This window comes from Nocardia sp. bgisy134 (assembly GCF_965341865.1).
In the GTDB taxonomy this organism is placed as follows: domain Bacteria; phylum Actinomycetota; class Actinomycetes; order Mycobacteriales; family Mycobacteriaceae; genus Nocardia.
Window position 1 is genome coordinate 24518 of the sequence record NZ_CBDQZP010000028.1, and the last position, 24788, is coordinate 49305.

At 70.2% G+C, this 24788-nt stretch carries 21 protein-coding genes; 8 read left to right on the top strand and 13 right to left on the bottom strand.

Annotated features, from left to right (window positions below):
* The first annotated feature begins 153 nt into the window (after positions 1-153).
* The 3 genes from ACRWNM_RS33600 to ACRWNM_RS33610 all read left to right on the top strand — a co-directional run bounded on the left by ACRWNM_RS33600 (position 154) and on the right by ACRWNM_RS33610 (position 5505).
* Positions 154-1470, top strand: coding sequence for a DNA polymerase IV (locus ACRWNM_RS33600; protein ID WP_431972233.1), 1317 nt, complete (start codon positions 154-156; stop codon positions 1468-1470).
* A gap of 94 nt (positions 1471-1564) precedes the next feature.
* The gene (locus ACRWNM_RS33605; RefSeq protein ID WP_431972189.1) at positions 1565-2062 is read left to right on the top strand and encodes a hypothetical protein; all 498 of its coding nucleotides are present in this window, start codon (positions 1565-1567) and stop codon (positions 2060-2062) included.
* 176 nt (positions 2063-2238) lie between these two features.
* Positions 2239-5505: an arabinosyltransferase domain-containing protein gene (locus tag ACRWNM_RS33610; RefSeq protein ID WP_431972190.1), complete on the top strand. Its 3267-nt coding sequence runs from the start codon at positions 2239-2241 to the stop codon at positions 5503-5505.
* 50 nt (positions 5506-5555) lie between these two features.
* On the opposite strand, the gene ACRWNM_RS33615 is transcribed toward ACRWNM_RS33610, so the two are convergent.
* Both ACRWNM_RS33615 and rarD read right to left on the bottom strand, forming a co-directional pair.
* Positions 5556-6482 (bottom strand): ADP-ribosylglycohydrolase family protein, encoded by a 927-nt coding sequence (locus tag ACRWNM_RS33615; protein ID WP_431972191.1) that lies wholly within the window; start codon positions 6480-6482, stop codon positions 5556-5558.
* A 205-nt stretch (positions 6483-6687) separates the two neighbouring features.
* Positions 6688-7608: an EamA family transporter RarD gene (gene rarD, locus ACRWNM_RS33620; RefSeq protein WP_431972192.1), complete on the bottom strand. Its 921-nt coding sequence runs from the start codon at positions 7606-7608 to the stop codon at positions 6688-6690.
* 125 nt (positions 7609-7733) lie between these two features.
* Between rarD and ACRWNM_RS33625 the strand changes: the two genes are divergently transcribed.
* Both ACRWNM_RS33625 and ACRWNM_RS33630 read left to right on the top strand, forming a co-directional pair.
* Positions 7734-10157, top strand: coding sequence for an HAD-IC family P-type ATPase (locus tag ACRWNM_RS33625; RefSeq protein WP_431972193.1), 2424 nt, complete (start codon positions 7734-7736; stop codon positions 10155-10157).
* Between the two features lie 78 nt (positions 10158-10235).
* Positions 10236-11054 (top strand): PhzF family phenazine biosynthesis protein, encoded by an 819-nt coding sequence (locus ACRWNM_RS33630; protein ID WP_431972194.1) that lies wholly within the window; start codon positions 10236-10238, stop codon positions 11052-11054.
* A 64-nt stretch (positions 11055-11118) separates the two neighbouring features.
* Here the strand turns inward: ACRWNM_RS33630 and ACRWNM_RS33635 are convergent, their stop codons facing one another.
* From ACRWNM_RS33635 to lspA, 3 genes are read right to left on the bottom strand one after another with little or no spacing between them, the layout of a single operon-like run.
* Complete coding sequence (locus tag ACRWNM_RS33635) at positions 11119-12009, bottom strand: hypothetical protein (protein ID WP_431972196.1); 891 nt, start codon at positions 12007-12009, stop codon at positions 11119-11121.
* A complete protein-coding gene (locus tag ACRWNM_RS33640; RefSeq protein ID WP_431972197.1) occupies positions 12002-12928 on the bottom strand; it encodes an RluA family pseudouridine synthase in 927 nt (308 codons plus the stop codon). Before ACRWNM_RS33640 ends, ACRWNM_RS33635 begins: the two co-directional genes overlap by 8 nt.
* On the bottom strand, positions 12925-13599 hold the full coding sequence (lspA, locus tag ACRWNM_RS33645) for a signal peptidase II (RefSeq protein WP_431972198.1): 675 nt from the start codon (positions 13597-13599) through the stop codon (positions 12925-12927). Before lspA ends, ACRWNM_RS33640 begins: the two co-directional genes overlap by 4 nt.
* A gap of 124 nt (positions 13600-13723) precedes the next feature.
* Between lspA and ACRWNM_RS33650 the strand changes: the two genes are divergently transcribed.
* The 3 genes from ACRWNM_RS33650 (at position 13724) to ACRWNM_RS33660 (ending at position 15937) form a co-directional block, all read left to right on the top strand.
* The gene (locus ACRWNM_RS33650; protein ID WP_431972234.1) at positions 13724-14665 is read left to right on the top strand and encodes a hypothetical protein; all 942 of its coding nucleotides are present in this window, start codon (positions 13724-13726) and stop codon (positions 14663-14665) included.
* Positions 14662-15378: a hypothetical protein gene (locus ACRWNM_RS33655; RefSeq protein WP_431972199.1), complete on the top strand. Its 717-nt coding sequence runs from the start codon at positions 14662-14664 to the stop codon at positions 15376-15378. The genes ACRWNM_RS33650 and ACRWNM_RS33655 overlap by 4 nt, the downstream gene beginning before the upstream one ends.
* Positions 15379-15469: 91 nt before the next feature.
* Positions 15470-15937, top strand: coding sequence for a VOC family protein (locus ACRWNM_RS33660; protein ID WP_431972200.1), 468 nt, complete (start codon positions 15470-15472; stop codon positions 15935-15937).
* A gap of 2 nt (positions 15938-15939) precedes the next feature.
* Here the strand turns inward: ACRWNM_RS33660 and ACRWNM_RS33665 are convergent, their stop codons facing one another.
* From ACRWNM_RS33665 to ACRWNM_RS33700, 8 genes are all read right to left on the bottom strand, one after another.
* On the bottom strand, positions 15940-16374 hold the full coding sequence (locus ACRWNM_RS33665; protein ID WP_431972201.1) for a Rieske (2Fe-2S) protein: 435 nt from the start codon (positions 16372-16374) through the stop codon (positions 15940-15942).
* 211 nt (positions 16375-16585) lie between these two features.
* Entirely contained in the window at positions 16586-17473 is an 888-nt protein-coding gene (locus ACRWNM_RS33670; protein WP_431972202.1) for an alpha/beta fold hydrolase, read from the bottom strand.
* 150 nt (positions 17474-17623) lie between these two features.
* A complete protein-coding gene (gene acs, locus ACRWNM_RS33675; RefSeq protein ID WP_431972203.1) occupies positions 17624-19567 on the bottom strand; it encodes an acetate--CoA ligase in 1944 nt (647 codons plus the stop codon).
* 136 nt (positions 19568-19703) lie between these two features.
* On the bottom strand, positions 19704-21338 hold the full coding sequence (locus tag ACRWNM_RS33680; protein WP_431972204.1) for a solute symporter family protein: 1635 nt from the start codon (positions 21336-21338) through the stop codon (positions 19704-19706).
* A complete protein-coding gene (locus ACRWNM_RS33685) occupies positions 21335-21691 on the bottom strand; it encodes a DUF485 domain-containing protein (protein ID WP_431972205.1) in 357 nt (118 codons plus the stop codon). The genes ACRWNM_RS33680 and ACRWNM_RS33685 overlap by 4 nt, the downstream gene beginning before the upstream one ends.
* 159 nt (positions 21692-21850) lie before the next feature.
* The gene (locus ACRWNM_RS33690) at positions 21851-23596 is read right to left on the bottom strand and encodes a cation acetate symporter (protein WP_431972206.1); all 1746 of its coding nucleotides are present in this window, start codon (positions 23594-23596) and stop codon (positions 21851-21853) included.
* A 1-nt stretch (position 23597) separates the two neighbouring features.
* Positions 23598-23963 (bottom strand): hypothetical protein, encoded by a 366-nt coding sequence (locus tag ACRWNM_RS33695; RefSeq protein WP_431972207.1) that lies wholly within the window; start codon positions 23961-23963, stop codon positions 23598-23600.
* Entirely contained in the window at positions 23960-24754 is a 795-nt protein-coding gene (locus ACRWNM_RS33700; protein ID WP_431972208.1) for a LytR/AlgR family response regulator transcription factor, read from the bottom strand. The genes ACRWNM_RS33695 and ACRWNM_RS33700 overlap by 4 nt, the downstream gene beginning before the upstream one ends.
* Positions 24755-24788 lie beyond the last annotated feature (34 nt).

Genomic DNA, 24788 nt, shown 5'->3' on the forward strand with positions numbered 1-24788 from the left:
GCAGATCGACAGCAATCCGGGAGCCACCGCACGGTTGCCGCCGCGGCGGACCTGTCGGAGGGGTGCCGTAGATTCCCGGTCGTGCGAACCGATCGAGCAACGGAGCAGGCGGCGATCGGCCGCACCTCCCGGCGCTGGGTGCTGCACATTGATATGGACGCGTTCTTCGCCTCGGTCGAGCAGTTGACCCGTCCGACCCTGCGCGGCCGTCCGGTGCTCGTCGGCGGCACCGGCGGGCGCGGCGTGGTCGCGGGCGCGAGTTACGAGGCCAGGGTCTTCGGCGCGCGCTCGGCGATGCCGATGCACCAGGCCAAACGCCTGGTCGGGGTGACGGCCGTGGTGGTGCCGCCGCGCGGCGCGGTCTACGCGGTGGTCAGCGGGCGGGTGTTCGAGGCGCTGCGCAGCCGCATCCCGGTGCTGGAGACGCTCTCCTTCGACGAGGCGTTCGGCGAACCGGAGGAACTGGCCGGTGCCGACGCCGATCAGGTCTACGAATTCTGCGCCGAGCTGCGCGCGCTGGTGCGCGAACGCACCGGCTTGGTCGCCTCGGTCGGCGCGGGCAGCGGCAAACAGCTCGCCAAGATCGCCTCCGGCCTGGCCAAACCCGACGGCATCCGTGTCGTCTCGCCGGGCGAACAGCAGAGCCTGCTCGCCGCTCTTCCGGTCCGCAAGCTGTGGGGGATCGGGCCGGTGGCCGAGGGCAGGCTGCGCTCGGTCGGCATCGAGACCGTCGGCGCTTTCGCCGCGCTGCCCGAATCGGAGGCCGTCTCGCTGCTCGGCGGCAGCGTCGGGGCCGCGCTGCACCGGCTGGCCCGTGGCATCGATGACCGGCCGGTCGCCGAGCGCGCCGAGGCCAAGCAGATCAGCGCCGAGAACACCTACGAGACCGACATCGTCACCCTGGCCCAGCTGCGGCCCGCGATCGAGACCATGGCGGCGGCCGCGCACGCCAGGCTCGGCAAGGACGGCAGGGCCGCGCGCACCGTGGTGCTCAAACTCAAGAAGTCGGATATGAGCGTGGTGACCCGCTCGTTCACCCTGCCCTACGCGACGACCGACCTGGCCACGCTCACCACGGCCGCTCAGCGGTCCGCGATCGATCCGGAAGAACTCGGCCCGATCCGCTTGGTGGGGGTGGGCTTCGGCGGGCTGTCGACGGTGCGTCAGGAGTCGCTGTTCCCCGAGCTGGATCGGAGTCCGGCCGACGACACGCTCGAAACCGAGTGGGAATCGAGCGAGCCTGTCGCACCCGCTGCGACCGCCGCCGACCCGAGCCCGTCGGCGCGCCTCTGGTATCCGGGAATGGATGTCTCACACCCGGATTACGGGCACGGATGGGTGCAAGGGGCGGGCCACGGCGTGGTCACCGTGCGGTTCGAGACCAGCTCGACAGGGCCGGGCCCGGCGCGTACCTTCAGCGCCGACGACATCAGTCTGTCCCGGGCTGATCCGCTCGGCAGTCTGCACTGACCGGTAGCCTGATGCCTCGGGCAGTGCCGCCGGCGCTCGGTGGACGCTGCCGCGGTGACGACACGGACCCTCCTCGAACGCAAAGGACGAGCAGTTGAAGCTTCGTACGACTGGACGCATCGCGATCGCTGGCCTCGCCATCGTCGCCAGCCTGGGCATGACCGCCTGCGGTGGCGACGACTCGAACGAACCCGCCAAGACGACCAAGACGACGACCAGCGCCAAGGCCACCGCCGCGGCGGACCAGCCCGCGGTCCCGACCGTGGCGGAGCTGAACGCACAGCTGCAGAAGGCGCTCGACCCGGCGGTGCCGAACTCGGAGAAGCTGGAGATGATTCAGGGCGCCGAGGCCGACCCCGAGCTGCCGAGCCGACTGGCCGAGGCGTACAAGCAGACCGGCGCCAGCGTCACGGTGACCGAGGTGACCGCCTTCGGCGACACCATCAACGCCAAGGCCACGATCGTGCTGAACAACCAGGAGAACATCGCGGACGTGCCGTTCGTCGCCGAGAACGGCAAGTGGAAGGTCCAGAAGGCGTGGGCCTGCCAGATGCTGACCGCGCTGGGCCAGCAGTCGCCCGCCTGCGCCTGATGCGCGCCGTCGCGGCCCGGGCCGGATCCGGGCCGCGACCACCAGGTGCCTCCCGGCCCGGCGTGCCGTTCCGCAGGCGAGAATCCCCAGGTCGGCGGTGTTTTTCGAGGTGATTCCGGTACCGCCGCCCGGGCAATGGGTTTCGTTCTCAGATTCGATCGTTACTATCTGGCGTCGTGGCTGACACGATGGTGTGGGCGGGGCAGCCGTCCGTCGAGGATTCCAGACCCGGGACGGCACAACGGAATACGAATGGACGATGGGCGCGACCCGTCGCGTTGATCGCGGCGTTGATCGGCGCCCTGTGCGCGGTTGCGGTGCCCCTGCTCCCGGTTCGGGTGGACGCGGCGACACTCTCGTGGCCGCAGGCGGGCTCGGCGCGCAGCGTGGAGGCGCCGCTGGTGGCCTACGCGCCGTTGACCTTCGACGCGACCCTGCCGTGCGCGGCCATCGGCCAGCTCGCCGTCAAGGGCGGCACCCTCGCCGCCACCGCGCCCAACGGCGCTCCGGATCGTGAGCGCTACGGCTTTCTCGCCCGGGTGACCACGCCCACCGCCGATGCGCCCGCCCGGCTCGACGTCATCCTGCGCAACCAGGCGCTGCTCAGCACGCCGGTCGACCAGCTGCCGCCGGGCTGCGAGCTCACCGTGCACGCCGACACCGCGAAGGCCACGGCGACGATGGTCGGATTCGAGGCGCCCGGCTTCCCCGCCACGCTCGACGGTGACTACCGCCCGCAGCTGGTCGGCATCTACAGCGACCTGGCCGCCGCCGACGGCGCGACGGTCACGGCGGAGCTGGACACCCGCTTCTCCTCCAGCCCGACCCCCGTCAAGCGGGCCGCCATCTGGCTCGCGGTGCTGGCCACCCTCGTCGGCCTCGTCGCCCTCTACCGGATCGACCGCGAGGACGGTAGGCGCACCCGGCGTCTGTTGCCGCAACGCTGGTGGACGTTCTCGGTGCTGGACGGCGTGGTGCTCGGCGTGCTGGCGCTCTGGCATTTCATCGGCGCCACCACCTCCGACGACGGTTATCAGTTCGGCATGGCGCGCGCGTCCGGCACGGCGGGGTACATGGCCAACTACTTCGCCTATTTCGGGGTGCCCGAAAACCCCATCGGCACACCGTATTACGACCTGATCCGGATCATGGCCGAGGTGACGACCGCCAGCCCGTGGGTGCGGCTGCCCGCGTTGGCGGCGGGCGTGCTGCTGTGGCTGCTGCTCAGCCGCGAGGTGGTGCCGCGGCTCGGGGTCGCGGTGCGGCACAACAAGGTCGCGCTGTGGACCGGCGCGCTCGGCTTCCTCGCGGTGTGGCTGCCGTACGACAACGGCCTGCGACCCGAACCTCCTGTCGCGCTGGGACTGCTGCTCACCTGGTGTTCGGTGGAACGGGCGATCGCCACCCGGCGGCTGCTGCCCGCCGCGCTGGCGATTCTGATCGCGGCGTTCACCGTGACGGCGGGTCCGTCCGGCCTCATCTGCGTCGCCGCGCTGCTGTCCGGCCTGCGCCCGGTGGCCCACATCGTGATGGACAAGGTGGGCGCGCCGCGGAGCGTGCGGCAGCGCCTGCCCGGCTACGCGACGCTGCTGGCCCCGCTCGGCGCGGCCGGTGTGGTCGTGCTGGCGATCGCGTTCGCCGACCAGCCGCTCACCGCCGCCTTCGAGATGCAGCGGGTGCACCACGCCATCGGCCCCGATGTGCCGTGGTTCCAGGAGTACCTGCGCTACCAGTACCTGTTCCAGGGTGAGATCGACGGCTCGGTCGGCCGCCGGATCGGCATCTTCGCGATGCTGGTCGGCATCCTGGTGTGCGTGACCGTGCTGCTGCGCAAGGGCGGCCGCATCCCGCTGACCGCCACGGGTCCGTCCCGGCGCATCCTCGGCACCACGATCGGCGCGCTGCTGATGATCATGGTCACGCCGACCAAGTGGACCCACCACTTCGGTGTGTACGCCGGCGTCGCGGGGTGCGTCGCGGTGCTGACCGCGATGGCGGTCGGCCCCACGGTGCTGCGGTCGCCGCGCAATCGCGCGCTGTTCGCCGCGGTGATCGCGTTCCTGTTGGCGCTGGTGTTCTCCGGGCCCAACGGGTGGTGGTACGTCTCCGCCTGGGGCATGCCCTGGTGGGACAAAGCGCCGACGATCGCCGGGGTGATGCTGAACCAAGTGTTCCGGTTCGTCGCCTTCGCGCTGTTGGCGGTCGCCGCCTGGTGGCATGTACGCGCGCCGAAACCCGGTACTCCGCATCGTGTTTCGCGCTTCGGGTGGCGGGTGTCGCTGCTGCCGCCGTTGACCATCGCGCTGGCGCTGCTGGTGGTGTGGGACATCGGGTCCTTCGCCAAGGCCGCGGTGGCGCAGGGCGAGTCGTTCTCGCTGGCGCGCTCGAACATCGAAGCGGTGACGGGCAAGCCGTACGGACTGGCCGGTCACGTCCTGGTCGAGACCGATCCGAACGAGGGCATGCTCGCGCCGCTCACCGGGGACGCGCACAGCACGTTCTCGGCGGACGCGAAGGGTTTCACGCCCGCCGGTGTGGCCGAGGACTTGCGACCGGACGACGAAGGCAGCAACTCGACCGGCAGCATCGCCGACGCGCTGAGCGCCAAGTCCTCCTCGGAGGACGAGGCCGGAACCGCCACCGCCGCACTGCCGTTCGGTCTCGACCCGGCCCGGGTGCCGGTGCTGGGCAGCTACCGCTCCGGCGACGCGGGCCCCGCCGAGCTGACCACCGGCTGGTACCGGCTGCCCGACCCGCGCGACCGGGCCGGGATCATCGCGCTCAGCGCCGCGGGCCGGATCTGGTCGGTGGACGCCGACGGTGTCGTGACGCCCGGTCAGTCGGTGCAGATCGAGTACGGCGCGACGGATTCCGCGTCCACCGCGCAGCCGATGGGCCGGGTCGTGCCGATCGACATCGGTCCGGCGCCGTCGTGGCGCAACCTGCGGGTGCCGTTCGCCGAGATTCCCGCGCAGGCCGACGTGATCCGAGTGGTCGCGGTCGATCGTGACCGCAACCCGAAGCAGTGGCTGGCCGTGACGCCGCCGCGGGTGCCGCAGACCAGGACGCTGAACGAGGTGGTGGGCGCCACGCCCGCCCTGGTGGATTGGATGGTCAGCCTGCAATTCCCGAACCAGCGCCCGTTCGATCACCGGGACGGCATCGCGGAGATCCCCGGCTACCGCATCCTGCCGGACCGTCCCGGCGCCGCCGTCACCAATCTGTGGCAGAGCCACGACGGCGGCGGGCCGCTCGGCTGGACCGGAATGCTGTTGCGCGCCAGGACATTGGCCACCTACCTGAACGAGGACTGGGACCGCGACTGGGGTGATCTCCAGGCGTTCACGCGCATCGATGACAGCGCCGTTCCCGCCGAGCCCGCGATCGCCAGGCGTGACCACTCCGGGCTGTGGAGCCCAGGCCCGATCAACACCGCGTACTGATTCGGCTTCGGCCCGGCCGCACGGATGCCCCGCGCGGCCGGGCCTGTCGCTCAAGCGGTGGCGTTCGCTCGGACGATGCGCGCGGCCAGGGCGACCAAGTCGTCGCCGGTGAGGCCGGGGTAGCCGTGCAGTATGGAACGCCAGCGGGCGGGGACGGCGGAGGCGCCCCAGCGGGCGCCGAGCAGGCCGCCCGCGATGGCGGCGGTGGTATCGGTGTCGCCGCCCGCGCGGACGCAGAGTTCCAGTGCGAGCGGAAGATGCTGGGGGCCGGAGGCGTCGGCGGTCGTGATGGCCCACCATGCGGTCTGTAGCGCGTGCACGACCCAGCCGTTGTTCGGGAAGTGGGCGGGCGCACCGGTTTCGGCCTGATCGAGCAGGCGATTCCAGTAGTCGGCGCTGTCGGTGCTCGCGATGTACTCCCGCACGCCGTTGAAGTTCCCGGTCAGCACCGCGTGCCGGATGGCGTAGGTCCAGATCTTGCACGCCTCGACGGCTTGCTGGTCGTGGTGGGTGAGCAGGCCGATCGCGCCCGCCATCCGCACGCATTCCGCGGCGTCGTCCAGATAGACCAATGCGACCGGGGCCGTGCGCATCAGCGAACCGTTGCCGCCGGTCAGCCCGTCCAAGGACATGGCCTGCTGCTGCATGGCTCGCGCCGAGGCCGGTCGCGCGGCGAGCACCCGGTTGGTCTGCACGCCGATATCCGGTGGATCGGAGTCGAACCACCGCACGAATCCGGCTGCCACCGCGTCGAGTTCGAGTCCGGGGCCGTCGTCGGCTGCCTGTGCGATCGCCAGCGCCATCGAGGTGTCGTCGGTCCATTCGCCGGGCGCCCAGTCGAACGCCCCGCCGCCGATCATATCGATCTCCCGCTCGGGACCCGGCCGGGTGAATTCGTATCCGGCGCCGAGCGCGTCGCCCGCCGCGGTACCGAGCAGCACACCGGCCGCCCTGTCGAGTCGCCCGTCGTCCAGCATCGTGAAACCCTCCGGTCCAGCGTCGATCGCGGTCAATGTACCGGAGCGCCCCGCCTCGGCCCCCTGTCGATCCGGACAACAGTCGGCACTGTTCACTGTGCCGATGCGACGAAAACGCTCCGGTGGGGTCGACCTATGAACACGGAGCTGGAGCCGTCGCGACGTACGCCGATTCGCGACGAAAGACCCAGCGGTGCAGACGTGCTCAGGGGGCGGAGACGTCACTGGGCGTGATCAGAGTCCGGGTGCGCCGACCGTGCCTGGCGCGCAGCAGGGCGTCGGTGGTGAAGATCGCCAGCGCCGCCCAGATGAGCCCGAAGCCGGCCCAGCGGGACGCGGGCATCGGCTCGTGCACCACGGCGACGCCCCACGCCATCTGGAGCGCGGGCGTGAGGTATTGCAGCAGACCCATGGTGGACAGCGGAACCCGCTGCGCCGCAACGGCGAACAGCAGCAGCGGCACCATCGTGACCGGTCCGGTCGACATCAGCAGCCCGGCGTGTGCCGCGCCGGAGGTGAACGCGCTGCGACCGGTGGCGAGCAGCACCACGACGAAGGCGAGCGCGAACGGCGCGGCGACGATGCCCTCGGCGGCGATGCCGCGCAGCGCGTCGAGCGGGATGACCTTCTTCACCAGTCCGTACAGCGCGAACGAGCAGGCCAGCGCGAGCGCGATCACCGGCGGCCTGCCGTAGTCGACGGTGAGCACCGCGACCGCGGCCGCGCCGAGCCCCAGCGCCGCCCACTGCGGGGGCCGCAGACGCTCGCGGAAGATGACCACGCCGAATCCGACGGTCACCAGCGGGTTGACGAAGTACCCGAGCGCGCACTCCACCACGTGCCCCGAGGTGACGCCGTAGACGTAGACGCCCCAGTTGATCGAGATCGCCACCGAGGCCAGCGCGGCCAACCGCCAGGTCCGCGCGCCGATGCCGGCCATCTCGCGCAAGCGTCCGGTAACCACCAGCACGAGGAGCACCACCGCCAGCGTCCACAGGATCCGCTGCGCGAGCACCTCCACCGCACTGGCGAAGGCGAGCAGACCGAAGAACGCGGGAAACAACCCCCAGATCAGATAGGCACTGGTGCCGAAGGCAACACCGGGGATGGATCTGTTTCGCCGCACCCGTGCCAGGCTAATGGGCGGCCGCTGTTCATGGGATGAATGCCCGGCGAACCTCCGTCTTCGCTTCGGCCATCCGCGGTTTGCGGACGGACTGCGCCCGGCAGCGCCCTATTAGGCTGGCGGTCATGTCGATAACCGTTCAGGCATCGGGCGCGACCGGACTCACCGCGGCGGAGGTCGAGCAACGTCGCCGCGACGGGCTCACCAACGACGTGCCGGACCGGGCCAGCCGCTCGGTCCGCGAGATCGTTCGCGCCAATGTCTTCACCAGGATCAACGCGATCCTCGGTGTGCTGTTCGTCCTGGTGCTTTCGACCGGTTCGATCATCGACGGCATGTTCGGTCTGCTGATCGTGGCCAACAGCGCGGTCGGCATCATCCAGGAGATCCGGGCCAAACGGACGCTGGACCAGCTGGCCATCGTCAGCCAGGCCAGGCCGACGGTGCGCCGCGAGGGCGTCGCGCAGGAGGTGGCGCCGAAGGACGTGGTGCTCGACGACCTCATCGAGCTCGGTCCGGGCGACCAGATCGTGGTGGACGGCGTCGTCGAGGAGTCCGCCCTGCTGGAGATCGACGAGTCGCTGCTCACCGGCGAGGCCGACCCGATCGACAAGGCCGTCGGCGCGGAGGTGATGTCGGGTAGTTACGTGGTGTCCGGCTCCGGTGCGTACCGGGCCACCAAGGTGGGCCGCGACGCCTACGCCGCGAAGCTGGCCGAGGAGGCCAGCAAATTCACCCTGGTGCACTCCGAGCTGCGCAGCGGCATCGACAAGATCCTGAAATTCATCACCTACCTGCTGATCCCCGCCGGTCTGCTCAGCATCTACAACCAGCTGTTCTCCAGCGGCGAGAGCTGGCGGCCCGCGGTGACGGGCATGGTGGCCGCGCTGGTGCCGATGGTGCCCGAGGGGCTGGTGCTGATGACCTCCATCGCGTTCGCGGTGGGTGTGGTGCGGCTCGGCCGCCGCCAGTGCCTGGTCCAGGAGTTGCCCGCGATCGAGGGCCTGGCCCGCGTCGACGTGGTGTGCGCGGACAAGACGGGCACCCTGACCGAGAACGGTATGCGGCTGTCGGACATCAAGATCCTGGACGGCTTCGACGACGGCGCGGTCCGCCGGGCACTGGCGGCGATGGCGGGCGACGACCCGCGCCCCAATGCCAGTGTGCAGGCCATCGCCGAAGAGCTGACGGACCGGCCCGAGTGGCAGCACACCGCGGTCGCGCCGTTCTCCTCGGCCAAGAAGTGGAGCGGCTTCTCCTACGGCGAGCACGGCGACTGGCTGCTCGGCGCGCCGGACGTGCTGCTCGACCCGGAGTCCGAGGATGCGCGCATGGCCGAAGAACTCGGCTCCTCCGGCCTGCGCGTCCTGCTGCTCGCGCAGAGCGACCGCCCGGTGGACGCGTCCGACGCGCCGGGAACAGTGCGGCCCGCCGCGCTGGTGGTGCTGGAGCAGAAGATCCGCCCCGACGCGCGGGCGACGCTCGATTACTTTGCCGACCAGGACGTTTCGATCAAGGTGATCTCCGGCGACAACGCCGTCTCGGTGGGCGCGGTGGCCTCCTCGCTCGACCTGCCCGGCGGCGAGCACGCCGTCGACGCGCGCCGATTGCCCGAGGACCCTGAGCAACTCGCCGACGTGCTCGAGCACGAGACCACCTTCGGCCGGGTCCGTCCGGATCAGAAGCGCGCCATGGTCGGCGCGCTTCAGTCGCGCGGGCACACCGTCGCGATGACCGGCGACGGCGTGAACGACGTGCTGGCGCTGAAGGATTCCGATATCGGCGTGGCCATGGGCGCGGGCAGCCCGGCGACCAGGGCGGTGGCGCAGATCGTCTTGCTGGACAACAAATTCGCGACGCTGCCGTACGTCGTCGGCGAGGGCCGCCGGGTGATCGGCAACATCGAGCGCGTCTCGAATCTGTTCCTCACCAAGACCGTGTACTCGGTGCTGCTGGCGTTCCTGGTCGGCGTGGCCGGTATCGGTTCGCAGATCTTCGACTACGAGCCGATCGGCTATCCGTTCCTGCCGCGCCACGTCACCATCGCCGCCTGGTTCACCATCGGCATTCCGGCGTTCATCCTGTCGCTGGCCCCCAACAACGAACGCGCCCGCACCGGATTCGTCTCGCGCGTCATGCGTCTGGCGATTCCGTCCGGCGTGGTGATCGGCGTCGCGACCTTCGTGGCGTACCTGATCGCCTACGCGGGGCCGGATGCCACCGAGACGCAGAAGGAGCAGGCGGGCACTACCGCGCTCATCACTCTGATCATGATCGCGATGTGGGTGCTGGCCATCGTGGCCCGGCCGTACGTGTGGTGGAAGGTGGTGTTGATCGTGGCGTCCATGGCGGCCTACGTCGTGCTGTTCACCGTGCCGTTCACCCGTGAGTTCTTCAAGCTCGACCCGTCCAACGAGGCGCTGACCACGGCGGCGTTCGTCTGCGGCGCGGTCGGCATCGTGCTGGTCGAGGCGATCTGGTGGATCAGCGCCGCACTGCACGGCGAGCAGCGCAGGCTCATCCCCGCTTCGCCCGGCGGCAGCGCGTGACCCGCGTCACCTGCCCGGCGGTGATCCGAGATGCCTTGTGCGAAGCGATCATTCGGGGTTGGAGTACCTTCTCCGATTATGGAGGTACTGCTGCACCAGATCGACGCGTTCGCCGACGCACCGTTCTCGGGTAATCCGGCGGCCGTGATGCCGCTGACGTCGTGGTTGCCGGACGAGCTGCTGCAAAACCTGGCCGAGGAGAACAACCTCGCCGAAACCGCCTTCTACACCTCGCAATTACCCCCGGAGGCGGTCGGGCCGCCCGGGGATCATCCGGCATTCCACCTGCGCTGGTTCACCCCCGCGGCGGAGGTCGACCTGTGCGGGCACGCCACCCTCGCCGCCGCGGCCCAGGTCCTCGAGGACATGCATCCCGGCGCCGACCGGGTGAGCTTCTTCACCAGGAGCGGTTGGCTGCACGTGGATCGCACCGACGACGACGAGTACGTGCTCGACCTGCCGACGGTGGCCTCCGTCGAGGTCGAGCCGGACCCGGCGCTGGTGGCGGCGCTCGGGGTGGCGCCGGTGCGCGCCTTCTCCGGCACCGACGAGGTCGTCGTGGTGGCTTCCGAAGACGAAGTCCGCCGCGCCCGTCCGCTGCTGAGCGCCTTTCCGCCGCTGCCCAGGGCGGCCGTCCTCACGGCCCGCGGCGCGGAAGTCGATTTCGTCTCACGGGTTTTCGCCCCCGGCATCGGCGTGCCGGAGGACCCGGTCACCGGATCGGCGCACGCCCAATTGGTTCCGCTGTGGGCCGCCGAGCTGGGTCGCACCGAGCTGCTGGCCCGTCAGCTGTCGCGCCGCGGCGGCTCCCTGCGCTGTGCGCTGGTCGACGATCGTGTCCTGCTGCTCGGGCGCTGCCGCCGCTATCTCGACGGCGTGGTGACCCTGCCCGACTGACCGGACGTGCCGCAGGGGCGTACCTCCGCCTTCGCTCCGGCCATGCCGGGCTGACGACTGCCGGTCAGTTGCCGGGGACAGGGGCGTCGTCCGGCCCGGGGGCAACGGTCTCGGTGTGCTCCGGCAGCAGCGGGCTCACCGCGAAGTGGCCCGCCACGGCGTCGGCGGGCAAGGCTTCGACCGCGCGGATGCCGTCGACCGAGGCCAGGTTGCGGAGTTCCGGCAGGGTGCCGCGGACGACCAGGCCGACGGTGCAGGCGCAGCCCTCCCGCAGGCGGGACATGGCGACCGTCATGATCCGGGTGTAGCGCTCGTCGCTCGTGACGGTGGACTCCAGCTGGTCCTGTATCTGCCACGCGGCCGCGTCGGCCGAGGCCACCGCCACCGCGTCGCCCGCGGGCACCGGCACCGCGACGAGCGGCGTCTGCACGCCGGGAATCGGAACGCGGTGCAGCACCTGCCCGATGCGCAGCCCGCCGCTGTGCGCGGGAATCGACTGGGGCGCCACCGGTTCGGTGAACGACACCAGCGCCCAGTGCTGATCCGCGTCGGCGCTGGCGAGCGAATCATGGGCTCGGACAAGGTACTCGGCGACGGGCTCGGCGTGATCCGGACCGAGCCGATCGGTGCCGACCCCGAGTTCGCGCGGCGGGTTCAGTGCGCCGAGCACGGCCAGGAATGCGAGGACACCGGCCGCCAGCACACCAGCCAGCACCGCGCGGGCGATCCGCGCTGGCCGGCCGCGTCCGCCGTCCTCCACGTCGTCGTGCGCGTGACCTGGTGCCGCGCGTCCCGGATGCTTCTCCGGGCCGGGGTTTTCCGGTCGCCCGTCGTCGGCATCGCCGCCGCGGGCCGTGTCTCGCGCTGGGTGTTCCCCGGCAGCGAAGTTCTCGGGTCCGTCGTCGGCGGCGTCGCCCTCGCGACGTTCCGCACCGGACTCGGGCCGATCAGGCATTGCGCAGGACGTCCAGCGCGTTCTTCAGATCGTCCGGGTACTCGCTGGTGATCTCCACCCAGCGTCCATCGGCGGGATGGGCGAAGCCGAGGGAGCGGGCGTGCAGCCACTGCCGCGCCAGGCCGAGGCGTTCGGCGAGGCGCGGGTCGGCGCCGTAGGTGAGGTCACCGCAGCAGGGATGCCGGATCGCCGAGAAGTGCACGCGAATCTGGTGGGTGCGGCCGGTTTCCAGGTGGATGTCGAGCAGACTGGCGGCCTGGAACGCCTCGACGGTGTCGTAGTGGGTGACACTGGGCCGTCCGTCGGCGGTGACCGCGAACTTCCAGTCGTTGCCGCGGGCGCGGCCGATCGGGGCGTCGATGGTGCCGCTGCTCGGATCCGGATGTCCCTGCACCAGCGCGTGATAGCGCTTGTCGACGGTGCGCTGCTTGAAGGCCCGCTTGAGCACGGTGTACGCGTGCTCGGACTGGGCGACCACCATCACCCCGGACGTTCCGACGTCGAGCCGGTGCACGATGCCCTGGCGTTCGTGCGCGCCGGAGGTCGAGATCCGGTACCCCGCGGCGGCCAGTCCGCCGACCACGGTCGGGCCGGTCCAGCCGACGCCGGTGTGCGCGGCGACGCCGACCGGCTTGTCCACCGCGACGATGTCGTCGTCGGCGTAGAGGATCTTCATGCCCTCCACCGGCTCGGCCTCGATGGTGAGTTCGCGCTTGGGCTCGGGGAATTCGACCTCCAGCCACGCGCCACCGACCAGCCGGTCGGACTTGCCCGCGGGAATGCCGTCCAGTTGCACCGAGCCCTCGGCGGTGAGCGCCGCCACCGCGGTGCGCGAGAGTCCGAGCAGTCGCGACAGGCCCGCGTCGACCCGCATGCCGTCGAGCCCGTCGGGTACGGGCATGGTCCTGGTCTCTCTCATGCCGCGTTCTCCTCTTCGGCGCCGCCCGGCGTGTCCTTCTTCGGCTTGTCGTTCTTCGGTTCGGTCCCGGCGGGCGGATCGGCCTGCGCCGTCGCGGCCCGCTCCTCGTCCGCCGCGCCGCGCCCGGTCCGGGTGCCGTCGGGCTCGAAGCCGAAGACCGTCAGCACCACGAGCAGGATCGCGCCGCAGACGATCGCCGAGTCCGCCACGTTGAACACCGGCCACCAGCCGATCGCGACGAAGTCGACGACGTGCCCCTGCAACGGTCCCGGCGCGCGGAACAGCCGGTCGATCAGGTTGCCGAGCGCGCCGCCGAGCACCATGCCGAGGCCGATCGCCCACCACAGCGAGCGCAGCGTGCGGCCGATGCGGATGACGCCGATCACCACGGCCGCCGCGACCAGCGTCAGCAGCCAGGTCATGCCGGTGGCCATGGAGAAGGCCGCGCCCGGATTGCGCACCAGGGTGAAGCGGGCGAAGTCGCCGACCAGGTACACCGGATCGCCCGGCTCGAGGGTGGCGACCGCGATCGTCTTGGTGAGCAGGTCGAGGCAGAACAGCACTGCGGCGATGATCAGCAGGGTCCGCAGCCGTAGCGGCTGGGTCGTCTGCTGCGCCGGGTCGGCGGTGTTGTCCTCGGGCGGCCGGTCGTCACTCACGCCGATCATCATCTCTCGAGCGCCTGGCGCGCCGCGCCGCGCCTCCTCGCGGCGTGTTCGAAACGCGCCCGGCGGCACGCGAGGCGAATGTCCCAGCTGACACTCAGGAAGCGGTCGTACCCTGTTGCTCGTGACGGTGTTGTCTTCTTCTCACCTGCCCCGGTTCGCGCGCTCGAGCGTGTTGCTCGTCGTGCTCGCGGTGGGGCTTTCCGCCTTCGGTGTCGGGTGCAGCGACGACGCCGAGGCGCCCGCTGCCGGCGAGGGCACCGAGCCGCTCGGCATCGGCAAGGAAGTGACCGTGCCCATCACGGCCTCGGCCGCCACGCTCCTCGAGCCCGGCGCCGAGCCGCGCGAAGTGCTGCGGCCGCATTTCGTCGTCGGTACCGATCAGCGGGTGACCCTGCGCACCGATCACCGCATCGAACAGCAGATCAACGACCAGCCCAAGCGCGACTTCTCGACGCCCGCGCTGACCATTCCGATGACCGCCGAGACCAGCGCCGAGGGAGTCGACCTCGTCATCGGCGCGGTGTCCACCCCCGACCCGCTGCTGAGCAAGGCACTCACCGCCGCCGACGGCTCGCACGCGGGCCTCGACTTCAGCGACGACGGCGCCATCACCGCGCTGCGGCTCGCGCCGTCGCCGGACACCTCCAACGCCGCTCGCGCCGCGCTGGAGCAGGCGTTCTACCAGGCTGTGTACCGCTCGATCATGTTCCCCGACGAACCGATCGGCGAGGGCGCGGTGTGGACCGTGCACCAGGAGGTAACCGGCGGCGTGACGCTCGACCAGGTCACCACCGCGACGCTGACCGAGCGCGACGGCGACCGGCTCACCATCCAGCTGAACGTGACGCAGACCCCGAAATCCGCGCAATGGTCGCTACCGAACAACGCGGGCACCCTCGACATCGAGGACTATGTGATGCAAGGCACCGGGACCATCACTGTCGACCTCGGTCTGCCGTTGCCGGTGGCCGGGTCCATCACCGTCGGCGGGCATCAGGCCTACCGGGATCCGCGCAGCGCGAGCATGTTGCAGCAGACCATCACGACGCAGGTCTCGTGGGCGGAGTGAGACGCGCGCTGCTGCTGTCGGCGGTGGCGAGCGTGGCCGTCGTCGCGGGCTGCGATGCGGAAGAGGAGCAGCCGTCCCTTCCCGCGTTGGCACCGCTCGGTCCCGCCGTGGCCGCCGCGCCGGTGACCGGTTCGCCGACAACCGATCCGGAGGAGCTGGCCAGGCGCCTGCTCGGTCCCGCCGATCTGCCCGGCATGACGCCGGTGTTCGACACCCGCGGCCCGGGGCAGCCGGAGCAGGCCGGACCGACCGCCGAGACGCGGCCCGCCCAGTGCGCGCGCGTGCTGCTGCCGCTGGCCGAGCAAGGCACCGAACCGTTGACGTGGAATACCGTCGCCTACAACGGTCCGAACTTCTCCAGCATCGATATCGATGCCGCGAGTTATTCGCCGGAGAAATTGCCGACGGCCTTTTCCGCGGTGCAGCAGACATTGCGCGAATGCACCGAATATTCCGGCAACGACGCGGACGGAACGGCGATCGAATACCGGCTCGGCGCGCTGGATCAACCACCCGTCGGCGACGCCTCGACGGCGTTCCAACTGCGCACCGCCAGTGCGGGGTTCACCTTGGTCTCGCTCGTCTCGATCGTTCAGGTCGGTCCGGTATTGGCACAGGTCACCATTACCGCGCCGGAATCCGTCGAGCCCGCCGCGCTGACCGATCTGACGGCGGATCAGGTGGCCAGGCTGCGCGGCGTCGCCGGGCCGTGACCCAAGATCTTTCGGCCGATCGGGCGATTTCGGGGGCTTTGCGGGAATAGGCTCGCCCTGTCCGACGAAAAGCCTCGACCGGAGGTCTCCCATGTCCGATGTGAAACCTATCCCAGACGGATATCCGGCGGTGTCGCCCGGCCTGGCGATCGACGGCGCCGCGGCCGCGATCGATTTCTACAAGCAGGTGTTCGGCGCCACGGAGCGGATGCGCATGCCGCGCCCCGACGGCAAGATCGCGCACTGCGAGCTGACGCTCGGCGATTCGGTCATCATGCTCGGCGATCCGGCGCCGGACATGGACTTCCTCGATCCCAAGACGGTCGGCGGCACACCCGTCAACATCTACGTCTACGTCGAGGACGCCGACGCGGCCTTCACGGCCGCACTCGCGGGCGGAGCCAAGGAACTCACCCCGATGACCACCCAGTTCTACGGCGACCGCAGCGGTGCGTTCGAAGACCCGTGGGGACACCGCTGGACGGTGGCCACCCACGTGGAGGACATCTCGCCCGAGGAGATGGACCGGCGGATGGCGGAGATGTTCGGCGACGCCTGAGATCATCCGGCGACGACCGAATCACCCTCCACGCGAACCGTTCTGGATGTGAGCGGGCGTTGGGCAGGCCCGGCGACGACGGAACCGTCGAGACCGAACTTGCTGCCGTGGCAGCGGCAGTTGACGGTGCCGCCCGCGACCTCGGCGATCCGGCAGCCCGCGTGCGTGCAGGTGCTGTCCAGGCCGACGAAGACGCCCGCGCTCGGCTGGGTGACCACCGTGTCCCCGGCGATCACGCCGCCGCCCACCGGCACGTCGGCGGTCTTGGCGAGAACGGTCGTCCCGCCGGATTGCGCGGCGGGCGTGGGAGCGGGCGCCGCCGCGGATTCGTTCTCGCCTCGGGCGCCGCACGCCGCGAGTGCGGTGGCGGCCGCGGCCAGTGCTCCGGCGCCCGCCATCACGGTGCGGCGGTCTAGTGTCGGGTCGTCGTTGGCCATGTGGCGCTCCGTTCGGACGATGCCGCAGTCGGCCGACGAAGCGGATGCGGGCAAGTCCCCGCGGGCTGCGCGCTTCCGGTCGACGGCGGCGAATTCGGTGGTGTCGCAGCGATGCCGGGCTTCGAGCCGCCCGACATCGTTGCGCACTGATCACGTCATCGACCGGGCGGATGGTTCAATCGCTGGGGCGCGAACGGTGCGGGGCGCGGCGCTATCGGACCTCCGATCGGTCGTGCTGCTGCACGAAGGTCCTGATGCGCTGGCTGATCCGGCCGGGGATCTGGTACAGGATGCCGTGCGCCGTTCCGGGATAGATCTCGGTCGTGCCACGCGGGACGTTGGCCGCGATGCGCTCGGCGGCCAGTTCGGTGTCGGCGACCAGCGTGTCGCCACCGAAGATCACCAGCGTGGGCACGGTGAGGGATCGCAACTCGGCGTCCTTCAGCACCCGCGCCCAGCCGATGCGCATGCGGTAGCCGTGTAATGCGGCTTTGCCGCAGGCGAATTCGAGGTCGCCGACGACAGCGCCCGGCGACAGCCACGCCATCGTCTTGCGCATGTTCTCGTCGGACTTGCCGCGCATCCCGAACCAGATCATCTTCACCAGCACGCCCAGCTTCGGCTTGGTGAATACACCGCCCGGCTCGATGAGCGTCGAGCTGGCCAGCCGCCCGGAGGCGTGCAACGCGGCCAGCACGGCATGCCACGCGCCGTGCGAATAACCGACCAGATGGACGCGATCGAGGCCGAGCCCGTTCAGCACCTCCTCGAACCAGGCCGCGAAGTCGGCCTCGCCTGTCAACGGCGCGGTCTGCACGCTGCGTCCCGCGGTCCCGATCGTGTCCGGTGCGTACACGACGCGGTCTCCGGCGAGATCCTCGACGACGCTGTGCCACACCAATCCGTTGCCGCCGAACTGGTGCAACAGCACGATCGGCGTCCCTGCCCCGGAACCGGACCGGCGCACGTGCGTTGGCCCGAACGACGTCGGGATATCGACCTGCGTCGCGGGGAGGGGCCACAGCGCCTCTATCGCGTCGTACGCGCGCAGGTAGTTCTCGCGCGCCTCGTCGTTCCTGAACCCTCCGACCTTGCCCATGACCTCCCCTTCGTCCGCTTTGATGATATCAACATACCATTTATTTGGTATGTGCATACCGCAAAAGCGTCGGGGCAGCGCCGAACCCGAATTCGGCGGGCGGCGGACCCGAACCCCTCATGTGATCGGGTACGCCGCCCAGCGCCGGGTTCAGCCGCGCGCGATGGCCTCGAAGACCTTGGGGTCGACGAGGGTGGAGGTGTCGCCGAGTTCGCGGCCTTCGGCGACGTCGCGGAGCAGGCGGCGCATGATTTTGCCGCTGCGGGTTTTGGGGAGTTCGGGGACGACGTGGATTTCGCGTGGTTTGGCGATGGGGCTGATTTCGCGGGCGACTTCGGCCTTCAGTTCATCGATGAGGGCGTCGCCGGTGTCCTCGGTTTCGGCGGTGAGGATGACGAAGGCGACGATGCCTTGGCCGGTGGTGGTGTCGCTGGCGCCGACGACAGCGGCTTCGGCGACGCCGGAGTGTCCGACGAGGGCGGATTCGACTTCGGCGGTGGAGATGCGGTGGCCGGAGACGTTCATGACGTCGTCGACCCGGCCGAGCACCCAGAGCGCTCCGTCCTCGTCCACCTTCGCGCCGTCACCGGCGAAGTACCACCCGTCGGCGGCGAAACGCGCCCAATAGGTTTCGCGGAAGCGTTCCATATCGCCCCAGATGCCGCGCAGCATCGACGGCCACGGCTGGTCGAGCACCAGCAGCCCGGCGACGCCGTGTTCGAGGACGGCGCCGTCGTCGTCGACGACTGCCGCCGAGACGCCGGGCAGCGGTGCCATGGCGGCGCCCGGTGTGGCCGCCGTCACGCCGGGCAGCGGGGAGATCATGATCGCGCCGGTCTCGGTCTGCCACCAGGTGTCCACGATGGGCGTCCGGTTGCCGCCGATGACCTCGCGATACCACCGCCACGCCTCGGGATTGATCGGCTCGCCGACGCTGCCGAGCAGCCGCAGCGACGACAGATCGTGCGCGTCCGGGATCTCCCGGCCCCATTTCATGAAGGTACGCACGAGTGTGGGCGCGGTGTAATAGATGGTGACGCCGCACTTTTCGATGATCTCGAAGTGCCGGTGTTCGGTGGGCGAGTTGGGGGTGCCTTCGTAGACGACTTGGGTGGTGCGGTTGGACAGGGGTCCGTAGACGATGTAGCTGTGGCCGGTGACCCAGCCGATGTCGGCGGTGCACCAGTAGACGTCTTGTCCGGGTTTGTGGTCGAAGACGTTGTGGTGGGTGTAGGAGGCTTGGGTGAGGTAGCCGCCGGAGGTGTGCAGGATGCCTTTGGGTTTTCCGGTGGTGCCGGAGGTGTAGAGGATGAACAGGGGGTGCTCGGCGTCGAAGGGCTGCGCCTCGTGCTCGGGGGAAGCGGCCTCGACGGTCTCGTGCCACCACAGGTCACGACCTTCGGTCCACGGCGTGTCGATTCCCGTTCGCCGCACCACAAGAACGTGCTCCGCGCTGGAATTTCCGTCGCCGAGCGCCTCATCGACGGCGGCCTTGAGCGGGGCAGCGGCGCCGCGCCGCCACTGACCGTCGGTCGTGATCACCAATCGCGCCTCCGCGTCGTCCACGCGCTGGCGCAAGGCGGTGGGGGAGAAGCCCGCGAACACCACCGAGTGGGTGAGTCCGAGCCGCGCGCAGGCGAGCATGGAGACGATGGCCTCGGGCACCATCGGCATGTAGATCGCCACCCGGTCACCCGCGCGCAGACCGAGTTCGGTGAGATAGTTGGCCGCGCGGCAGACGTCCGCGAGCAGTTCGGCGTAGGTGATGTCGCGCGAGTCGCCGGGTTCGCCTTCCCAGTGGATGGCGACCTGGTCGCCGTGCCCGTCGAGGACGTGGCGGTCCACGCAGTTGTAGGCGACGTTGAGCTTGCCCTCGACGAACCACTTGGCGACGGGCGCGTCGCTCCAGTCCAGCACCTGGTTCCACTTCTGGTGCCAGTGCAGCCGCTCGGCCTGCTCGGCCCAGAAGGTGAGCCGGTCGGCGGCGGCCCGATCGTAGAGCGCCGCATCGGCATTCGCGGCGGCGGCGAATTCCGAGCTGGGCGGGTAGGTCACGGGGACCGTGGTGTCGGGTCCGGTCGTGGCGCTGGTCAAGTCACATCTCCAATCGAAAGAGCCTCAGCGGCAACGGGAACAGGGGTCGGGCCCCGGCGTGTGCCGGGACCCGACGGGCGCCGCGCCGTTGCGGCGAGTCCTGCGGTGGCCCCGGCGCGCGCCGGGACCGGGAAGGTCAGTGCACGACCGCCTTCTCCGCGCCCACTCCGGTGAGCGAGCGAACCTCCATCTCGGCGGCCTTGGCCGGGTTCTCGGGTGTGCGGCCGCCGACGAAGGTGCCGATCACGCCGAGCGCGAAAGCCAAGGGGATGGAGACGATTCCGGGATTCGACAGCGGGAACAGGTCGAAGTCCGAGCCGGGGAGCATCGCGCTCTTGCTGCCCGACACCGCGGGCGAGAACACGATGAGCACGATGGTGGAGATCAGGCCGCCGTACATGCTCCACAGCGCGCCGGTGGTGTTGAAGCGCCGCCAGAACAACGAGTACACGATGGTCGGCAGGTTCGCCGCCGCCGCGACCGCGAAGGCCAGCGCCACCAGGAACGCGATGTTCTGCCCGTTGGCCAGGATGCCGAGGCCGATGGCGAGCGCGCCGATCACCACCGCGGTGATCTGCGAAACCCGCACCTGCGCCGCCTCGTCCGCGTTGCCGTGCTTCAGCACGCTGCCGTAGATGTCGTGCGCGAACGAGGCCGCCGCGGTGATGGTGAGGCCGGCGACCACCGCGAGGATGGTGGCGAACGCGACCGCGGAGATGATGCCGAGCAGCAGCACACCGCCGAGTTCGAAGGCCAGCAGCGGCGCCGCCGAATTCTGGCCGCCCGCCGAGGCGAGGATGCGATCCGGGCCGACGATGGCGGCCGCTCCGTAGCCGAGCACCAGCGTGAACAGGTAGAACGCGCCGATCAGGGCGATCGCCCAGACCACCGAGCGGCGAGCTTCTTTGGCGGTCGGCACGGTGTAGAAGCGCATCAGCACGTGCGGCAGACCCGCGGTGCCGAGCACCAGCGCCAGGCCGAGGGAGACGAAGTTCAGCTTCGAGGTCTCGGTCGCGCCGTACTGCGCGCCGGGGGCGAGCACGTCACGCGAGGCGACGGCCTTGTTGGTGGAGTCGGAGACCATCTGCTGCGCCGAGCCGAGAATGTCGGAGAAGTTGAACCCGAACTTGGCCAGCACCATCACCGTCATCAGCGCGGCGCCGGTGATGAGCAGCACCGCCTTGATGATCTGCACCCACGTGGTGCCCTTCATGCCGCCGACCAGCACGTAGACGATCATCAGCACGCCGACCACCGCGATCACCACCGACTGCCCGGCCCGGTCCTCGATGTCGAGCAGCAGCGCGACCAGGCCGCCCGCGCCCGCCATCTGCGCCAGCAGGTAGAACAGCGAGACGGTGAGCGTGGACAGCGCCGCGGCGGTGCGCACGGGGCGTTCCCGCAGCCGGAAGCTCAGCACGTCGGCCATGGTGAATTTGCCGGTGTTCCTGAGCATTTCGGCGACCATCAGCAGCGCGACCAGCCAGGCCACCAGGAAGCCGATGGAGTAGAGGAAGCCGTCGTAGCCGTACACCGCGATGGCGCCCGCGATGCCGAGAAAGCTGGCCGCCGAGAGGTAGTCGCCCGCGATGGCGATGCCGTTCTGCGGGCCGGAGAAGCCGCGGCCGCCGGTGAAGTAGTCCGCGGCGCTGGCGTTGTTGCGGCTGGCCCTGATCACCACCACCATCGTGACGGCGACGAACAGGCCGAAGATGGCGATGTTCGCGACGGGATTGCCGACCGTTCCGGCCGCGAGGAATTGCGTGGTCATGCCCGCTCGCCCTCCAGGTAGTTGCGGATGGCCGCGGCGCGCGGATCGAGTTCCTTGTTGGCGAAGCGGACGTAGCACGCGGTGATCACGAAGGTGGACAGGAATTGGCCGAGGCCGAGCAGCAGCCCGACGTTGACGTTGCCGACGACCTCGGTCGCCATGAAGTCGTGCGCGTACGCGCCGAGCAGCACGTAGCCGAGGTACCAGGTCAGGAACAGTGCCGTCATGGGGAACACGAAACGGCGCAGACGGTTTCGCAGCTCCTGGAATTGCGGGCTGGCCTGTACGGCCGCGAAGTCCTCTGCGCTCGGCGTGCGCGGTGGCTTGGTGCCGTCGAGGTCGGTACTGGTCATCGGAGCGTCCTAGCTTGTGACGTGGATTACTGCGGTGAAGGTAGACCGATCGAAGCGCCGATATGCGTTGTGGTGCAGGTCACTCTGTGAAGGTGGGGATCTGTGCGGTGAGCGGTCGGCTCCGCGCGACGAACGGTCGGCGGTCCGGCGGCGATCTCGTCAGCCTGCGCGCAGCACGCGCTCGCGGTCGGCGCCCATGCCGAGGCGTTCGGGGGCGTGCATGCGCACGAAGATCCGCCGCACCGCGCGCGGGCCCTGACCGCGCGTCACGGTGCTCACCAGCACCATCGTGAGGAAGGCCAGCGGCACGCTGATCGCCGCAGGGTAACCGAGGATCGCCGCGAGCCAGCCGTCGGCGACCGCCTCGGACGCCCCGCCGAGCACGGACACCGCCGTCGCCCCGCCCGCGACGAGGCCGCCGACGATCAAACCCGCCCCCGCGCCCTTCGCGGTGAGCCCGCGCCACCAGATGCCGAGCACCAGCAGCGGGCACAGCGTCGAGGCGGCCACCGAGAACGCCAGCGCGACGGTACGCGAGAGGTCCAGCGAGGCCACGGTGAGCGAAAGCGCCAGCGGGACGACGCCCGCCGCCAGCGCCGCCATACGGAAGTCCCTGATCCGGCCGCGCAGCATGTCCGTGCTGAGCACGCCGGCGATGCTGACCAGCAACCCGGAGGACGTGGACAGGAACGCGGCGATCGCGCCCGCCGCGACCAGCGCCGCCAGCAGTTTGCCGGGTAACCCGCCGAGCACCGAGCCGGGCAGCAGCAGCACCGCGGCGTCGGACGTTCCGGTGATCAGCAACTGCGGCACGTAGAGCCGGGCGAACACCCCGAGCAGGATCGGGAACAGGTAGAACATGCCGACCAAGCCGATGACGGCGAGCGCGGTCGCCCGCGCGGCCCGGCCGTCGGGATTGGTGTAGAACCGTACCAGCACGTGCGGCAGTCCCATCGTGCCGAGGAAGGTGGCGATGATCAGCGAATACACCTGGTAGGTCGGGTGCGAGCCGCCGAACCCGCCGCCCGGCGACAACCAGCTGACGCCGTCGGCGGGCGCGCCCGCCACCACCGGGACCGCGGAACCGGATTCGAGCACCAGCTCGGTACCCGCGGCCAGCTCGTGCTCGCCCGGCGCCAACGCCACCGGACCGTCGACGCGGCGGCCGTCCACCGTGCCCACGATCGAAACCTGTTGACCCGCACCGACCTGCACCACCACGTCGGTGGTGACGTCCACCGTGGTGCGCTCGGTGACCACCGGCGGCGCGGCCGTGCCGAGCTCACGGTCCTGGCCCAGGAAATGGCCGAGTAATACCAGCGCGGGCAGCGCGACGGCGGTGAACTTCAGCCAGTACTGGAACGCCTGGACCAGCGTGATCGACCGCATCCCGCCGCCGGTGACATTGGCGATCACGATCGCCCCGACCGCGACGGCCCCGACCCAGCTCGGCACGCCGAGCAGAATCCGCAAGGTGAGCCCGGCCCCCTGGAACTGCGGGATCAGATAGACCGCGCACACGAGCACCACCACCACCGCGGCCAGCCTGCGCAAACGTACCGAGCCGAGCCGGAACTCGGCGAAATCCGGCACCGTGTACGCGCCCGAGCGGCGCAGCGGGGCGGCGACGAACAGCAGCAGCGCCAGGTAGCCCGCGGTGAATCCCACCGGATACCACAGCGCGTCGGCGCCGTACTTCGCGATCAGTCCTGCCACACCGAGAAATGAGGCGGCCGAGAGATATTCGCCGGAGATCGCCGCCGCGTTCCAGCCGGGACTCACGCTGCGCGACGCGACAAGGAAATCGGAGGTGGTCCGCGAGAGCCGCACGCCGTACGCGCCGATGGCCACGGTGGCGAGCGCCGCGAGCAGCAGGGCCGCGACGGTCAGGGCGGGCGCGCCCACGTCAGTCCCCGGCCAGGTCGAGGAAATCCTCCTCGTTGCGCTCGGACAGCCGGACGTAGAGGCGACCCACCCCGTACAGCGCCGGGAACACCGCGACGCCGAGCAGCAGCCAGGGCAGCCGCACGCCCAGGACCACGGCCGAGCCGAGCGCCTCGATGCTCAGCAGCAGCGGAACCGAGCCGAGCGCCAGGACCGTGACCAGCGCCAGTCGCAACGCGAGGCCGAGCTGGGCACGAATGAGTCCGCCGATCAAGGCTTCCCCGATCTCGGTCTGCTCGGCCACCTCCGCCCGGGTGCGCACCCGGCGCGCGCCACGCCGCTCGGCGAGCACCACCCGTTGCCGCGCGGGCCGCTGCGGCCCGGTCACCGGTTCGTCCAGGTGTGGCGCGGCCCGTGCACGAGCCGCTGTTTGAGTTCGCGCACCTGGCGGCGGCTCACGGGCAGTTCCACTGCCGCCGCGCTGCCCTCGGCGCGCAGGCACACCACCGTGCCGCTTCCCACCGTGCGCAGGCCCGTGACCAGCCGCAGCGCCACCAGGTAGGAGCGGTGCACGCGCAGGAAACCGGCGTTCTCCCAGCGGGATTCGAGGGCGGAGAGCGGGATGCGCACCAGGTGCGAGCCCGCGCTGGTGTGCAGTCTGGCGTAATCGCCGTCCGCCTCCACCCAGCTCACGCTGGACCGGTGCACCAGAGTGGTCACGCCGCCCAGTTCGACGGGGATGACCGCGTTCGGGTCGGCGCGCGGCGCCGCGGGCGGCGGGGGAGCGGCGCGCGTCTGGCCGATGCGCCGCACCGCCTCCGCAAGGCGCGCCTCGCGCAGCGGCTTCAGCAGATAGTCCACCGCGCCGAGATCGAACGCGCTCACCGCACGGTCGTCGTGCGCGGTCACGAACACCACCGCGGGCGGGTTGGCGAACTCGGAGAGGATGCCCGCCAGCTCCATGCCGTCGAGTCCGGGCATGTTGATGTCGAGAAAGACCGCGTCGACCGGATGGGTACGCAGCACCCGCAGCGCGCCGGTCGCCTCGCCCGCGGTGTGGATCTCGCCCACTCCCTGCTGGGTGCGCAGCAGGTACACCAGCTCGTCCAGAGCGGGCTTCTCGTCATCCACGGCGAGCACGCGCAGCGGGCCCGCTTGCCTTTCGGTGTTCTGCGTCACAACCTTTTCATGGTAAAGGCATGGTGATCGGACG

Coding starts and splice junctions, on each gene's coding strand:
- ACRWNM_RS33600 (WP_431972233.1), top strand. CDS start 154: ATGGACGCGTTCTTCGCCTCGGTCGAGCAGTTGACCCGTCCGACCCTG.
- ACRWNM_RS33615 (WP_431972191.1), bottom strand. CDS start 6,482: ATGCTGGACGACGGGCGACTCGACAGGGCGGCCGGTGTGCTGCTCGGT.
- ACRWNM_RS33625 (WP_431972193.1), top strand. CDS start 7,734: ATGTCGATAACCGTTCAGGCATCGGGCGCGACCGGACTCACCGCGGCG.
- ACRWNM_RS33630 (WP_431972194.1), top strand. CDS start 10,236: ATGGAGGTACTGCTGCACCAGATCGACGCGTTCGCCGACGCACCGTTC.
- ACRWNM_RS33635 (WP_431972196.1), bottom strand. CDS start 12,009: ATGCCTGATCGGCCCGAGTCCGGTGCGGAACGTCGCGAGGGCGACGCC.
- ACRWNM_RS33640 (WP_431972197.1), bottom strand. CDS start 12,928: ATGAGAGAGACCAGGACCATGCCCGTACCCGACGGGCTCGACGGCATG.
- lspA (WP_431972198.1), bottom strand. CDS start 13,599: ATGATGATCGGCGTGAGTGACGACCGGCCGCCCGAGGACAACACCGCC.
- ACRWNM_RS33660 (WP_431972200.1), top strand. CDS start 15,470: ATGTCCGATGTGAAACCTATCCCAGACGGATATCCGGCGGTGTCGCCC.
- ACRWNM_RS33665 (WP_431972201.1), bottom strand. CDS start 16,374: ATGGCCAACGACGACCCGACACTAGACCGCCGCACCGTGATGGCGGGC.
- ACRWNM_RS33670 (WP_431972202.1), bottom strand. CDS start 17,473: ATGGGCAAGGTCGGAGGGTTCAGGAACGACGAGGCGCGCGAGAACTAC.
- ACRWNM_RS33680 (WP_431972204.1), bottom strand. CDS start 21,338: ATGACCACGCAATTCCTCGCGGCCGGAACGGTCGGCAATCCCGTCGCG.
- ACRWNM_RS33685 (WP_431972205.1), bottom strand. CDS start 21,691: ATGACCAGTACCGACCTCGACGGCACCAAGCCACCGCGCACGCCGAGC.